This is a genomic window from Streptomyces kunmingensis, from assembly GCF_039533535.1.
Classification (GTDB): domain Bacteria; phylum Actinomycetota; class Actinomycetes; order Streptomycetales; family Streptomycetaceae; genus Streptomyces; species Streptomyces kunmingensis.
The window spans coordinates 1-14,838 of sequence record NZ_BAAATS010000026.1; the positions used below are offsets into that span (position 1 = coordinate 1).

Genomic DNA, 14,838 nt, shown 5'->3' on the forward strand with positions numbered 1-14,838 from the left:
CCCCGGCCCCGCCACCGGGACTGCGCACGTCCTCCGACGCCCCGCGACTGGACGAGATGCCCGCGCCGCCCACGTCACCGCAGCCGCCTCACGCCGACCTGACCGGTGGCACGGACATGACCGTCCTCGACAGCGACGCACCGACAGGTGACGCCATAACGGGCGATGTCATAACAACGCCTGAGACCGATGCCGACACCGATGGGGACGCGTCTACCGCCCGGACACCGGAGCCCGCCGTACCCGTCGCCGATCCGGTACGGCCCGAGCAGTGGCGGGCCGGCCGCCACGACGCGCCCGCCGTCCCGGTGCGGACCGAACGGTTCGACCCGGCCCTGGACCCCGGCCAGAACCCGCCGGGGCCCGGACTGCTCGACGGCAGGGACACCCTCGTCCGGATGTGGGTCCAGCGGATCCAGGCCGACGACGGCCGCTGGGTGCGAAACGTATCCCTGCACCTGCCGGTCCGGTTCGGCCAGGGCTTCGACCCCGCCGGCCTCACCGCGTACCAGGAACGGATCAACGGCCTCCTCACCACGCACATCAACAGCGGACTGCTGCTTCCCGAGTCGGGCGATCAGCTTCACCTCGACCTCACACTCACTGCCGCATCCGACCACCCCGAGGCCGTCGAACTGAGCCGGACGCCCCGGCCGGACGACTCCGACCAGCTGCATCTGCGCCTCCACACCGACGACACGTCCCTCTCGCCCGAGGCCCGCGACGAGCAGCGGGAACGCGACGACGCGACCGCCCTGCACGAACTGATCCACTACGCGGGCGTGCCGGACCGGGGCCGGTCGGCCAAGGCGCTCTTCCGCCGGCTGGTGCGGCAGAGCGACAGCTATGGCCTCATGGCCGACCACAGCCGACTGCCCGACCCGGCACGGGCCGCCGTTCCCCTCCACTACCTGCGCACCGTCGAGAGTGCCATCGACACCGGCGCCGTCCTCCGAGACCACCCGCTCTCCGCACGGGGCACCCGGCCTCCCAGCGGCATCGACGACCCCGCACGCGCGCCGCGGATGCTGGCCCCCGCCGACGGCCCGCCGGTCCACCCGCCCTCCCAGGCCGAAAATCCCGCCCCCGCACCGCTGCACGACAACGACCACGACGGCGTCAGGCCTCCGGACCACGACCACGTGAGGCCTCCGACTCCGCACGTGTCCGTCGTGTCCACCGATCCGTTCGCGCCCTCCCAGGAGCCGAAAGGCCAGATGGAGACGAACACCCCGCCGCCCAAGGCGCCCGGCACCGCCAAGAGGTGGATCACGGACCTGCTCGCGGAGAGCCATCCACCGGAGGTGGACCGTGACATGGCGCCCCCGTCCCGAGAACGCCGCAGCCCGGCTCAGTTAGAGGACGGCCACAGCATTCCGGCATACCTCGACGACCTCCAGGCGCTCCTGCCGGACAGCCTGACCGACGCCGAGCGCGCTCAACTCCTGGCGACCCCCGCTACGTTCGGCCAGAGCAACGTCCACCTGCGCGGCATCGATCAGGTCGTGGCAGTGATCGAGAACGAGCTGGGGCGCAGACCCGGCGCGAAGCCCGGCAAGGGGGCCGCCCAACTGCTGACCGACATCCGTCAGACGCTCCGGGACAAGCCCAAGACCTTCACCGACGGCGGGCGCCCGTTCCCGTACGTCAATGCGGACGGAAACGTCCGGGTTCTCCATATCGCCACCCGTCACTACGGCAGGTGGAGTTCCTTCAAGGACGCTTTCGGCCATCCCGCGAAAATCGACAGCATGCACCGGGCCGCCGCCACGTTCGGCCTGGTGAAGAACATGCAGGCGAACTCCCAGTGGGGGGCGGGCGGCCCGATCGGTCCCGCCGGCACCACCATGTTCGGTGGATTCGGGCGCCTCGCCGTCCGGTTCGGTTTCATCAACAAGGTCGGCTACACGCTGACGGACCAGCGCATGAACCAGATGGAGACCCGTACCCTCGACGGCTCCCAGGCGTATCTGGACAGCGTGTACTACGAGGTACGGGTCACCGACGCCGCCGGACACATCGTCACCGGCCTCGGGACCGGAACCGACACGGCCACCGGGAGCAACACCGAGACCGGCACGGTCGTCAGCACCAGCCCCGTCCCGGACGCGAACACCGCCAAGGACACGAGCAGCGCCGCCGGCAGGCAGGCGCTCTTCGGCCTTGCCGTTCGCCACGGGCTGCTGGTGCGCCTCCCCGACAGTGTGACGAAGCTGCCGACGCCGGGCCGGATCCCGCGGTCGATGACGCTGGACCGTCAGGCGCAGTACCGCTTCGTCCGTATCGAGGGATTCGGCCCCGTCGCGGCGATCCGGGACTGGGCCGCCGCACGGATCGGTGCCCTGCCGGGCAGCTCCGCCTACCACGAACTGGACACATTCTTCTCAGGCGACAGCTTCCAGCGGCACGGCGGCACGATGGCGCGCGGCCGGATCACCACCCCGCCGCTGTTCGCCGACGACAGGCGGAAGTCACCGCTCGGCGTCTTCGTGGTGGAGGAGGTGATCCCGCGCGCGGCGATCCTGTTCGGCGAGACGGACAAGGCCGAGATGCGGGACATCAACACCTCCACCATTCGCAGCGAGCGGAACCGGGCGGAGGGGAAGAGCCTGACGGTGCAGGCCGCCGGCGGACCCGCCTTCAACTTCGCCGATCCCCTGGGCGAAGCGTTCGACCTGCGGTTGCAGGCCGGCCCGACCGGCCAGTACACCTACGCGACGACTCGTTCGACCGGCCTCGGCGGCGCCGGGACCACCAAGTCGGCGGGCCATGTGAAGGGTCCCCGAACCGCCCTCTACGTGGTCGTGAAATCGGTGTACGTACGACGGAGCGGGGATGGCGGCCCGCCACGGCGGTTCCTCACCTGGAGCCTGGACCGGATGACCAGCGCCGAGGCGCGGCGACTGGCCGGCTGGGACGACGGCACGCGGCTCACCCTGCGCCACGGCGGGCCGCCGCGCGTCCCCGCGTACCTGACCGTGGACCGGCCGCGCACCCTGGGCATGCACCGGGTGAAGGAGTTCACCTTCCCCGACGGGCGGCGCACCGACGCCCCGCCGACGGCGACGGACGCGGTCGGCCGTACGCTGCTGGACGCGTTCGCCGACCGGGTGGTGACCGCCGTCGCCGCGCGCCGCCAGGGCCTGGTGGCACCGCTGGACCAACTCCTGCCGCCGAACCCGCCCAAGGGCTGGCGCGCCCGCTTCAACGACCTGCTCGAACGCAACCCGGGCGCTTTGCTCAAGGCGGCGCGCGGCCGGCCGATGCCCCCGCAGTGGTCCGACCCCGCGACGTACCGGACGGCGCTCCAGAACACCCTCCAGATCCTCGGTGTGCTGTCCCAGCAGAACGTCACGGCGAGCCTGGAGGCGCTGACCACGACCGGCCTCCGTATCCGTCTCGTCGACCCGGACGCGGTCGGGCAGACGTACTACTACGTCTGGGTGCACGGCGAGCTGACCGGGCGGAGCTACGAGGGCAGGGACATCGACGAGGGGATGCGTTTCAGCGCCCAGGGCATCGACCGGCTGGACGGTCAGGTGAGCGCGAAGCGCGGCACGGAGATCGGTTTCGAAGGCACGCTGTCGGGCCGCGACAACAACGTCGACAGCGCCGGCATGCGGGAGAACACGCTCGGGCTGACGTGGGGAGCGCGCAAGGGGTGGCAGCGGGAGGCGGAGAGTGCGTTCGGCTCGACCGTCGGGAACGAGCCCATGTCGGTGACCACGAAGCCCATGGACCTGTACCGCTACGACATCGCGCTCACGGCGGTCCTGGGCGGCTACTGGCGGCCCCGTGGGCTCGTCCGTGGTCTGGGCCTCGGGCTGCCGGGCCTGCTGGTGCTCGACGAGCCGGTCAACGTGCTCTTCGGCCGGTCGGTGAGGGGCTTCCAGCAGGGCGGCGGCCCGGTGACCGGAGAGGTACTGATCAGCGTTCCCAGCCAGCACGCTCCCGCCGCCGACCCGCACGCGGACGGGTCGCTCAATCCGTACACGGCCGTCGAACCGGTTCCCGTCCCCATGGCACCGGAACGCGCCCTCGCGCTGGCCAAGGGCGACCTGATTCTGCCCGCCGGGGCCGACGGCGCGGGCGGCGGCCGGCTGGCCGACCGCGGGTCCGCACTGTTCCGGGAGCTGCGCAAGCACCCGTTCGTGATCGTGAGCATGGTGCTCTCGCCCACACTGCTCGCCGGCGTCGACCGGGTCCTCTCGGAGGCGTCGGGCGGCCCCTGGCAACTCATGAAGGAGGGCGCGCCCACCCGTGACGCGGTCGTCCGCACCTTCACCCCCCAGTATCTGACGGCGAGCTTCGACCAGAGTTCGGGCCCCCTGGGGCTGGCGAGCAGCGGGCTGCTGGGCAAGGGTCCCGCCGGCGAGTTGTGGGGCACCTTCCGCTACGCGACCACCGTGGCCGGCCTGCGAGCCCTCACCCCGTCGATGTCGATGGACACCGAGATGACGCTCGGCGCGACCAGACAGGCGGGCGGCAAGGCGAGCAACAGCACTGTTTTCGTCTTCGGCGGCCAGTTGGTGTACGCCGCTCCCCGGCACCCCGGGCACGGTGTCATGGGCACCTACGGACTCGTCGCCAACCCGGTCTCCCTCTCGAACGGACGGAGCCGCAGCGTCGTCCGGACCGTCGTCGCCGACATGAACCGCAAGGGGTTCACCAACCAGGTGCTGGTGGCCGGGAACGTGGACCACTGGTTCGCGATGGTGACGAGCCGACTCGGGATGGGCCGGACCGGAACCACGGCGGCGGCGAGCTCACTCGTCCCACGGCTGCTCGCCGGAACGGCCGGGCTCTCCGTGACAACACCGGGCGGCCTGCTGGGGCATCTACCCGAGAAGAACGCGCACCGGCTGGGGCTGCTGGACGACGGGCTGGGCGAGGTCCCCCGGTACGCGCGGCAGCCGTGGGCGCCACAGCCGTGGATGCGCGGTACCTCGTTCGGCACGTACGCGGTGAACGCGCTGGATCCCACGCGGGCGTTGACCGCGTTCGAGGAGCGGATCCGCAAGCTGGGGCTGGACGAGGCGAGCCGGGAGCGGGTCCGGCAGTTGGTGTCGGGCCGGGCCACCCGGGCCCTGAAGGGCGAGATGACGACCACCGCTCCCGCGACGCCGGTCTCGGTCGGCGCCTGGGGCTGGGGCGGGATGTGGATCGGCGGCCGGTGGGTGCGGGCGCGGGTCGAACTGGTCCCCGGTACGCCCCGCTTCGAAGGTCTCGATCACAGTGTCGAGCTGGAGGAGAACCGCCGGGCCGTGGAAACCGTCCAGGAGGGCTCGGACTCCTCGTCCGGGGCGGACGTCGGTTTCCTCACCAGTCAGATGGTGTACACCGGCAATCCGGACGTGGTGGGAGCCGGGCCCACCTACAGCGAGGGCGGCTCCCACAAGAAGACGGTCACGTCGGGCCACACGACCACGTCGATCACCATCTACCGGGCAGCGTCCACAGAACCGTACGCGGAGGTGGTCACCCCCTACCGGATGCGCATCACGCTGGAGGCGGACGACACTCCGGACGCGTCCGGCCCGGCGGGGCGGCGGGCGAAGCCGGGAGAGGAAACGGCCACGGCGTTCGACCGCTTCCGGGGTAGGCAGCGGATCGTCGAGGAGCACGACGTAGGCGAGTTGCACGAGCACGTGCCGCTGAGCCTCATGGAACCGGTGATACCCGAGTCCGAGTCCGGGTCCGGGTCCGGGTCCGGGTCCGGGTCCGGGTCCGGGTCCGGGTCCGGGTCCGGGTCCGGGTCCGGGTCCGGGTCCGGGTCCGCGGCCGCGCTGTCCCCGTTGCCGGCGCCGGATCCGGCAGCCGACCCCGCTCTGGCCAGGGCCCCTCGGCCGGCGCCCCTCCCGGCGACCGACAGGACGGTCCTGGTCCGGTACGGCGACGGTGTCGAGCGGCCGTTCACGTTCCCCGAGAACGGCATCCACCCCAAGGCGATCGTCGGAATCGAGAACATCCGGGCAGCGAACGACCTCCTCCTGACACGGGCCTACGACGCCGGCTTCTCGATCGAGGCGCTGGGGGCCGAGGACGGACCCGACACCGACGTCCTGACGGAACTCCTGCGCCGGGCCAAGCGGACCGGGCTGACACGGGTGGGCAGCGGCCCGGCGCAGGCACTGGAGGACGGCACCGGCTACATGGCGCTCACCGCGTTCTTCCCCCGCACCGTGGAGACGGACGGCTACCAGGTGGCGGGGCTGGCCGAGAAGCACCTGACGTTCACCACCGATATCGGCGAACTGACCCTGCGTTCCACGCCCGACTTCAGCCGCGCGGTGCTGCTGACCGTCGGTGACGGCAACAAGCTCGAGGTGCTCAGACGGCACGGCGAGAACGCGAGCACCTCATCGGCGGACGAGCACTCCCAGTCCTCTTCCTTCGGCGGCGGATTTCTGTACAACTCCCCCGACCAAGCGGGCCTCAACCAGGTGGGCATCTCCGGGCCGGGGCCCAACGACCTGGACGGCGACGGGATCCCGGTCGGCGACGACCATCTGACGTCCCGCAACCTCAAGCCGAACACCGGGCGGTCGTTCCTGTTCGCGGTGCCCGCCACCTGGCTCAGCACCGGAGCCGTGCACCGCGGGCTGGTGGACTCGAAGGCGGCGAACAAGGTCGGCGGTACGTTCGGCCGCGCGCGGCCGGGGCCGCAGGCGATGACGTCCGAGGCGTACGTCGTCGCCTGGATACGGGAGGACATCGCCCGCGAACTGATGCTGATCAGCGACACCAGTTTCCCCGCGCGCGTCGGCAAGGCGTGGGACGCGGTCAAGAAGGTCAGCGCGGACTGGGTGGCGGCGGACCAGGCGTACTGGAAGAAGCGCCGCGAGGGCACAGCACTCCGGGACGAGCGGACCGCCGCCCTGGTCGAGTTGAACCGGGCGAACGAGAAGGTACAGACCGCGCGCCGGACCCTCGATACCGCGCAGGCCGAGGTCGAGGCGGCCATGGCGCCGGCGACAGCGCCCGCCGCGAAGCCGGCCCCGGCGGCGGTCCCGGCCGAGGTGACCTCGACGGGCGGTTCCTCCACCGTTCCCAGCGTTGATCCTTCCGTCGATGCGTCCATCGCCGCTTCCATTGATCCCTCCGTCGGCCGCTCGGCCGATCCGTCGGCCGATCCGGGTGTGATCAACGCCAGGGCGCGGGAGGCGGCGGCGGTCGAGGGGCTGGCCGGGGCCTTGCGTGCGGTCGACAGCGCGAAACAGCGGGTGGCGGACGCGACCAGGGCCTTCGAGAAGGCGGGCGAGAAGCTGCGCGGGGAGCTGGTGCCGCTGCTGGACGCGGCGAACGGTCTGGCGGCCGAGTACCACCGGCTGCGCCACGCCACCGATCAGCTCACCCGCTGGCACCAGCTGATGGCCACGGAGGAGGGCCGCAAGACACTCGACGGCCGCGCCGAGCCCCCGGCGGTGACGTACGAGCCGGTCAAGAAGACCGAGAAGGCGGTCCCGCCCCGCTACACGCGGTCCGGCGAGGGAGCGGACGCCCGCCTGACCGCGCCGGTCGTCGAGGAGAGCGCGGCCGGGGACTCGGGACTGAGGGCCTTCGCACGCACGGAGCCGGTGGAATACGCGCTCCACGATGTGCCCAGGGACGGCGACGCGTTCTTCCACGTGCTGCTGGACGGGCTGGAGCGGGCCGGGCGGGGCGATCTGCTCACGGCGGCCGGCATCGACCTGTCCGGGTCGCGGGACGCGACGGTGGCACGGCTGCGGGACGTGTTGGCGGCACGGCTGAGCGAGACAGCCGAGAGCGCTCTGAGCGGCTTCGTGACGGTGGACGGAACGGACACCTTCACTCCGGCCGAGGTGGCCGGAGCGGGGCTGGTGCTCGGCGAGAACACAGCGGCGCGAAGGGAGTTCGACGCGCTGGGTGTGATCCCGCACGCCGTGGACCTGAGCGATGACGCCCGGACCCGGCTGGCGGCTGCCCAGCTCGGGCGCGCGGGTGGGGCGGCAGGGGAAGCGGGCTGGAACAACTCGGCTACGGACCTGTTGCCGGGGCTGGCCGCCCGGGCGTTCGGCGTGCGGGTCACCGTCGTGCGAGCGGACGGGAGCTTCCAGGACTTCGCGCCGCCCGCCGACTCCGGCCGGAACGCCGGGACGCTGGAGACGGACCTCGACGTCGAGCCGAGCCCCGCGCCCCCGCATGTCGTGCTGAGCCTGGCGGACAAACACTTCCAGCTCGCGCTCCCGGTCACGGACACGGACACGGACACGGACACGGAGCCGAACACGACGGTTCCGGACAGCGCGACGCCGCCCAAGGGGCCGGACACTGACCCCCAGGACGCCCCGCAGCCGCCGGTCACGGACGTGCCGGTGACGGACACGCCGACCACGGACACGCGGCCCGAAGACACGCCCGGGACCGGCAAGGACGCCGGCAAGGAGACCGGTGAGGACACTGGCACCGGTGCTGGTACCGACGCGGATGTGTCCGGATCCGGGGCCGGGCCGGGGCGTGGGCGGCGGGTGTCGGTACCGTTGGACGGGGAATGCGTCCTGTCCTCGTTCATGGCGAGTGCTCCGCTGCACATCCGTGACCGTCTGCCGGGTCTCGCCGAGAGTCACCCCGCCGCGTACGCGTGGCTCTCCGTGCCGGAGGCCGTGCACGACGACCTGCGGCGGCGCACCGGGCATCCCCTGCCCACCGACCAGTCTCCCGTCGTGGCCGAGGCCATGCGCGCACATGTACTGGACCACCTCCGGCGGGCGGAGGAGAGCGGTACGGGGCTGGACCGTATGACCCGGTCGCAGTTCCGGGGACACCGGGCGGGGAACCTGTCACGCCGGTTCGACGCACTCGACCGTGAACAGCTTCTCGCCCAGCTCGCCCATCACGGTGTCACGGCCGTCACGCTCGAAGCCCTCGGCGACGCCACACTGCGGATGGCCTACGTCAACGCCCGTACCGCGCATCCCGAGGACGGGACGAGCGACGCGGACATCCGGACCGTCGCCAGTACGGCCGAGAGCCGGGACCTGTTCACCTACCTCGACGATCGCGCTCTGCTGCCGCCGGTGACCTCCCTCGGGGCCACCGGGCTGCGCACCCTGCTCGAGCGGTCCTACCCGGTCAGCGACGCGCCTCTGGACGGCGACGAGTACGCGTCGCTGCGCCGGACCGTGGCCAACTGGTCCAGCCGCTGGAACTCCCCGGAGGGCGAGGTCCTGGTACCTCTGCTGGCCCAGGCCCTCGACCTGCGGGTGGACGTCCTGGTCGGCGGTGACGGCCCGGGCACCCGGCTGCTCACCACCGTGGGGCCGGAGACGGCCCCCAGACGGACCGAGGTCTACTACTCGGGCAACAACCACTACGACGGCAGCGATGCCACTCCCATCTACCGGGAACGGGATTTCGGGGCGCCGGTCGCCCCCAAGCGGGTCAAGGACGAGGAGCGGGACGACGCCGGGGACGTCCGGCTCAATCCGTTGTGGGTGCCGCTGGACGAGTTCAGCGCGGAGGTCCTGACCCGGAGCCAGGACGGTGTGTGGCTGTACACGGTCACAGGGGACGGACGGGTGATCCTGGGCAGTGAGCAGCCGTCCGCGCTGATCGAGCAGGAGCAGTTCGACCGGCTCCTGGCCGGTATGCGGGAGAAGGATCCGGGGCTGACCGCGGAGGCGCTGCGCGACAGCCTGGACGGGCTCGGGCATACGGGTGTCGCCGCCGAGTTCGGCGAAACGAGCGGCCGTACGGCAGCGGGTTTGGCCCGGGTGTCGGGCGAGTTCCGGTGGGACGAGGAACTCAACGCGTGGACGGTGAACGACAAGTCCGGCCGCTACATGAGCGACAAAGTCCGGCCGGACGTGGACCCCGAGCGGGCGACCGCCTGGCTGGAGAACGTGGCGAAGCTCTTCGCCGAACGGCTCGGGGCCACGGTCGTGGCCAACCCGGTCAAGACCAAGGCCGCCCCACCCGCGCCCCCGGCCCCGACCTCTGACACAGAGACCCAGGACCACAACAGGACCAAGAGGCAGATCCAAGGCCCGGATCAGACCCGAGAACGGCCTGCCGAGACGGTTGTCGCCACTCCGCCCGCCCCGGTCGGCACCTCCACCGCCGCCCCGACCGCGCCCCCAGCCGAAGCCACGACCGGACCCACGGCCGAGTCCACCGCGGACGCCGCGATCGTCGGCGCACGCGTCGATCACGAGGAGTCGCTCGCCGCCTTCGGCCGGGCGGCGCGGACCGTCGCCCTGCTCAATCAGCGCGTGGAGGCGGGCGAGGGGAGCGACGAGGACGTCCTGCTGCTCCACGACGCACGGGAAGAGGCCGGGCAGGCGCAGCGGCGGCTCGACGACGCCCTGGACCGGCTGCGCGATCTCGACGCCGGTGCCGCCGACGCCGCGGTGGCGGCGATCGTCCCGCGTGTTGACCGTACGGACGCCGAACGAGGGCTCACCGCCGCCTTGGTCTCAGCGGACGACCTGCCCGACGACCCGCCGCGCCTCGCGCCCGACGACACCATCACCACGGCCCAACTGAACGCCGCCGAGGTCGCGTTGCGCGAGGGGCCCGCGCTCCAGGCCACCCTCAACGGTTCCCTCCCCGTACGGGACAGCCGGCTCGACCCCGCCGACCACGTACGACTGCTGATGGTCCGGCCCGGCCCCTGGGACGACACACTCGACTCCATCGCGGCATATGCCTCACGCCGTACCTGGCGCTCAGCCCACGACGACTTCGCACTCGCCACGGCCCGGGCTTCCGGAGTGCCGGCGGACACCGACCCGGACGAGGTGTGGTGGCGGGCGGTGTCGCTCGTCCTGCCCCTGCGACTCCACCCCGTCCTCGTGGACTCGCGGTACGCGGGCGCGGCGTTCCGCGACGCGGTACGGCAGGTCGCGGAACACCTCGCCCTACACGGGCAGGACGCGGTCTCCGGCATCGACCTGGCGAACCGGCTACGGCATGGGCTGGGCGTTCCGCCGCTCCCCTTCGGCGCCGCCGGGCCGACCGTGACGGACAGCTCCGCCGACACCGGTTTCCGCCGCGGTTGAGCCGACGATGTTGACGGTTCCCGGACGAGTACCCACCGGGCTCGCTCCGCACAACGCGGCAAACGACGCCTCCCCGCGCAGGCGCTCGCGGTTGTCACCCACGGCGGTTAGCAACACAGCCGCGCTGTGCGGTCCGATGCCCACCGCGTCGATCAATTGGGGGTGATGCTGCCTGACCAGGTCCGAGAGTCGGCCCTCCAGCATGCGGGCCTGTGCCCGCAGCTGCTCGATGCGCTCGGCCAGCACACGTAAGGGGCAACGTGTCGCCCGGACTACCGGCTCCGTGTCGTCGTCGCCCTCGTTCAGTTCCAGGCAGGCACCGACCCGCGCACGGCGGGACAACATGGCCAGCTCTTCACGCAGGGCCGGGTCGGCGGTTACCAGGATCGCCTTGAGCTGGTTCGCCACCTGGCGTTGCGCCTTCACCGCAGAGTCTCTGGCCATGAGATACATCCGCGCGATCTCGGCGGGACCGCAGCCCGACTTCACCGGCGAGTACGCACGACCGCTGAGCACCGCACGTGCAGCGGCCTGCGCGTCGCCTCGGTCCGTCTTACTGGCTCTGACAAAAGCTGTCGATCATGAGTCTGTCGGCCGTTCTGTCCGTAGGTCTGGGTATGGGAAAGCGTGAGTCGCGGCCGTGGATCGTGTCGGATGAACTGTGGTCGCTGATCGAACCGTTGCTGCCCGTGCCGGGGCCGAAGAAGGTCGAAGGCAGACCGCGGGTGCCGGACCGGCAGGCCCTGTGCGGCATCCTCTTCGTCCTGCACACCGGCATCCAGTGGGAGTACCTGCCCCAGGAGCTCGGTTTCAGCTCGGGCATGCCCTGCTGGCCGATCGCGGCTACGACCACGACATCTACCGTCGCCGGCTCTGGCAACGCGGGATCCGGCCCGTGATCGCCAAGCGGGGCGAACCCCACGGCACCGGCCTGGGCATTTACCGCCACGTCGTCGAGCGCACCATCGCCTGGCTCCACGGCTTCCGCCGCCTGGGTCCTGGACTACCCCGGTATGTACCTCCGCGAACTGTTCGCCGAAGGCCGCCACCGCGACCACCTGACGGAGAACGGATCGCTGGTCGATCTGCGCGGCGTTCTCTGATCCCTCCGGCCCGCCGTCCGCCCCCCGCAGGCGACCGCCCCGGTAAGCCCATCGCCTCCGGCCGCTCCGCGCCACCGCCCCGCAAACGGCCTGGCCCGCCTCGTCCCGCTCGTACGCACCGTTGAGCCGTACCGGCGCCCGAGTGTGCGGATCGCGCTCGACCCAACGAGCACCCGCCCGCCCCGGTCTCCCGCGCCCCGGCAGGCCGCGGTGCCGAACCCGGTGATGGCGAACGGCTGCGGCCCCCGGGCCAGTTCGCGCACCGTCTCGGAACCGGTCGGCGACCTCGACGCAGGCGGATCAGCTCGTACGTCACGATGTCGAACGACGTCCAGTCGACCTGCTCGACCTGGATGGCGTCGTAGACGAGCCGCCCCGGAAGCGCGGCACGCCTCCGTCCCGGAGCGCGTAAGGCGCGAGCCGGGCGGCGGGCCATGGCCGTCCGGCCGCGGCCGCCCCGCCTACACCACCTGGAAGACCCGGTCGGCGGCGGACGCCTCGACCCCGGTAACGCTCCGTACGACGTCGAGGCCGCGTCCGGGATGCGTACAGCGGCGTACGACACGCGCGTGCCCGAGCGCACCGGAACCGAGGGCCAGCCCGAACGAGCCGAGCAGGAGGGAGGTGAGTGCCGGCGCGGCGAACACGGCGGCCCAGCCTTGCGATGCGTACGGGCCGAGCGGGCGGCCGGCAGCCGGGTCACCTTCGCGTCGGGGCCGATCACGCCGGGGTCGATCACGCCGGGCCTGCCGGCGGGTCGGGAGCCGGAAGCGGCGCTCACCGCCCCGTGCGTCCGTGCCTATGTCCACGCCCGTGCGTATGTCCGTGTCCGCGCGTCCGGCTGTCGCCATCGCCGTCGCCGTCGCTTCGGCTTCCGTACGGGGATGACCGCCACGCCGACGGAACATGCCCGGGGCCCCTCGCGGTTGAGGTGGATCGCACGGCGCGCTGCCGTCCCCGCCGTGCCCTGCGGAACGCTACGAGAGCGGCCGGGAGGGCTGGGAAAGAGAACGTCCCCGTTTCCGAGGAGTAGCTGAGTACTCCTCGGAAACGGGGACGTCGGGTCCGCCGGAGCGGGTCCGTCCTCAGACGATCCAGCGGTCACCGAACCCGCACATGGCGATTTCGAGCCGCGCGTCGTTGCCTGCCGAGGCTCCGTCGGTCGGGCGCAGGCACAGGTCGTTGCTGACGGCGTTACGGATCCAGTTGCTCCCGTCCCCGCGGGGGTCGAGCCACCAGAGCTGGTTGTCGCCGGTCGCGTTGCAGTGGAACTCGCTGACCTTCGTCCCCGCCGACCTCGCGTTGTAGTAGCCCAGGTCCAGGCACAGCCCGTCCTTGTTGTTGCGGATCAGGAAGAGGGGGGCGTTCTGGGGGCCACCGTTCTTGTCCACGATGTCCAGGTTCCACAGCTGGTTGTCGCCGGTCGTGTCGTTGCACGGGTACTGGTTGACCGGATCGTTGATCTTGCCCTTGTTGTAGCCCCCGATGTCGATGCACTGACCGGTCGCCGCGTTCTTGATCACGGTGTTCTGCACGCCGGAGCGGCCGTTGGCCCACTGGCGGAGCTTCTCGGCCGCGGTCAGCTCCTTGGCCTTCGGCTTGGGCTTGTCCTTGGGCTTCTTGGAGGCGCTCGGCGACGGCGCGAGCGTCTGCTTGTGGACCACCGGCGCGGGCCGCTTCTCCTTCTTCTCCTTGCTCGGCTTGGGGGAGGGAGTCGGTGACTCGCTCGTGTAGGCGTCCGGAACGGCGGAGCGCTCGGTGCCCAGCACCGTGTCGGCCGCGTTCTGCGCGCGGGTCCGTTCGGGCTCGCGCTCGTCCTGCCCGGCCACCAGGAACGGGACCGCGATCAGTATCGCGCCGACGATCGCCGCCGCCGCCAGCATCGGCTTCTTGGGGCGGCTGCCGGGCGGCTCGTCGCCCGCGCGCGAGCTCGTGCCCGCGCCACCGCTGCCCGCCGCTGCCGCCGCGACGGCGTCCGGCGCCGGGCCCCCGGCGCTGCTGACGGTCGCCAGCACGGTGGTCGGAGCCGAGGAGGACGCGGAGGAAGCAGACGCGGAGGACGCGGACGCGGAGGACGCCGAGGAGTCGGGCGCGGACGCGGAGGACGCCGAGGAGTCGGGCGCGGACGCCGCCGGTTCGGCACTGCCCTTGGCCGCCGCCTGGACCGCCGCCTGGGTCGCCGCCCTGTCCGCCGCCTTGGTCCCGGCCGGGGTGGCCGCCGACGGCTTCGGGGCGCCGATGCCTCTCGCGGCGCCGGTGGCCCCGTCGGCGTCCGTACGCTCCGTGGCCTTCTTCCGGGCGTCCTTGTTCTCCGGGCCCTTGTTCTCCGGGCCCTTGTTCTCCGGGCCCTTGTTCTCCGGGCCCTTGTTCTCCGGGTCGTCGTGCTCGGGACCCTTGTTGTCCGGCCCGTTGCTCGTCGGTCCGTTGCGCTCCGTACGGGCATGCGTGTCCGGGGTGGCCGCGGCGGGCGACGCGTTCGTACGGCCCCGCTGTCCGGCGCCCGGCGTCAGAGCGCCGCCGGGGGCCAGAGCACCGCCCGGGTCCCCGGCCGGTCCCCGCATCGTCACCGCCCTGCGGACCGACACCGGCGAGCTTCCGGGCTTCCCGGAGACGCCTGCGTCGGCGGACGTGCCGGAGCGCGGCGGTATGCGGTTGGAAGGATCATGCTGAGGTGCCATGCAACTTCCCTACTCATGTCTGGGTTCGGTGTCGCG

Annotated in this window: 4 protein-coding genes and 2 pseudogenes; 2 read left to right on the forward strand and 4 right to left on the reverse strand. The window is 71.8% G+C overall.

From position 1 onward, the window contains the following. Window positions 1-56 precede the first annotated feature (56 nt). Window positions 57-11,021 (forward strand): hypothetical protein, encoded by a 10,965-nt coding sequence (locus tag ABD366_RS28320; RefSeq protein WP_344442705.1) that lies wholly within the window; start codon window positions 57-59, stop codon window positions 11,019-11,021. On the opposite strand, the gene ABD366_RS28325 is transcribed toward ABD366_RS28320, so the two are convergent. Next, a complete protein-coding gene (locus ABD366_RS28325; protein WP_324768184.1) occupies window positions 10,926-11,465 on the reverse strand; it encodes a hypothetical protein in 540 nt (179 codons plus the stop codon). The two genes, ABD366_RS28320 and ABD366_RS28325, sit on opposite strands and share 96 nt — an antisense overlap. Before the next feature lie 173 nt (window positions 11,466-11,638). Between ABD366_RS28325 and ABD366_RS28330 the strand changes: the two are divergent. Beyond that, window positions 11,639-12,015, forward strand: a pseudogene (locus ABD366_RS28330) (transposase); the annotation flags it as partial. A 196-nt stretch (window positions 12,016-12,211) separates the two neighbouring features. Here the strand turns inward: ABD366_RS28330 and ABD366_RS28335 are convergent. The 3 genes and pseudogenes from ABD366_RS28335 to ABD366_RS28345 all read right to left on the reverse strand — a co-directional run. After that, window positions 12,212-12,500, reverse strand: a pseudogene (locus ABD366_RS28335) (hypothetical protein); the annotation flags it as partial. A gap of 85 nt (window positions 12,501-12,585) precedes the next feature. Further along, window positions 12,586-13,032, reverse strand: coding sequence for a hypothetical protein (locus ABD366_RS28340; protein WP_324768185.1), 447 nt, complete (start codon window positions 13,030-13,032; stop codon window positions 12,586-12,588). Between the two features lie 177 nt (window positions 13,033-13,209). Then, window positions 13,210-14,802 (reverse strand): RICIN domain-containing protein, encoded by a 1,593-nt coding sequence (locus tag ABD366_RS28345; RefSeq protein ID WP_324768186.1) that lies wholly within the window; start codon window positions 14,800-14,802, stop codon window positions 13,210-13,212. Window positions 14,803-14,838 lie beyond the last annotated feature (36 nt).

Excerpts from the sequence above, each read along its gene's own strand:
- ABD366_RS28320 (WP_344442705.1), top strand. The coding sequence starts at position 57 with ATGCCCGCGCCGCCCACGTCACCGCAGCCGCCTCACGCCGACCTGACC.
- ABD366_RS28325 (WP_324768184.1), bottom strand. The coding sequence starts at position 11,465 with ATGGCCAGAGACTCTGCGGTGAAGGCGCAACGCCAGGTGGCGAACCAG.
- ABD366_RS28340 (WP_324768185.1), bottom strand. The coding sequence starts at position 13,032 with ATGTTCCGTCGGCGTGGCGGTCATCCCCGTACGGAAGCCGAAGCGACG.
- ABD366_RS28345 (WP_324768186.1), bottom strand. The coding sequence starts at position 14,802 with ATGGCACCTCAGCATGATCCTTCCAACCGCATACCGCCGCGCTCCGGC.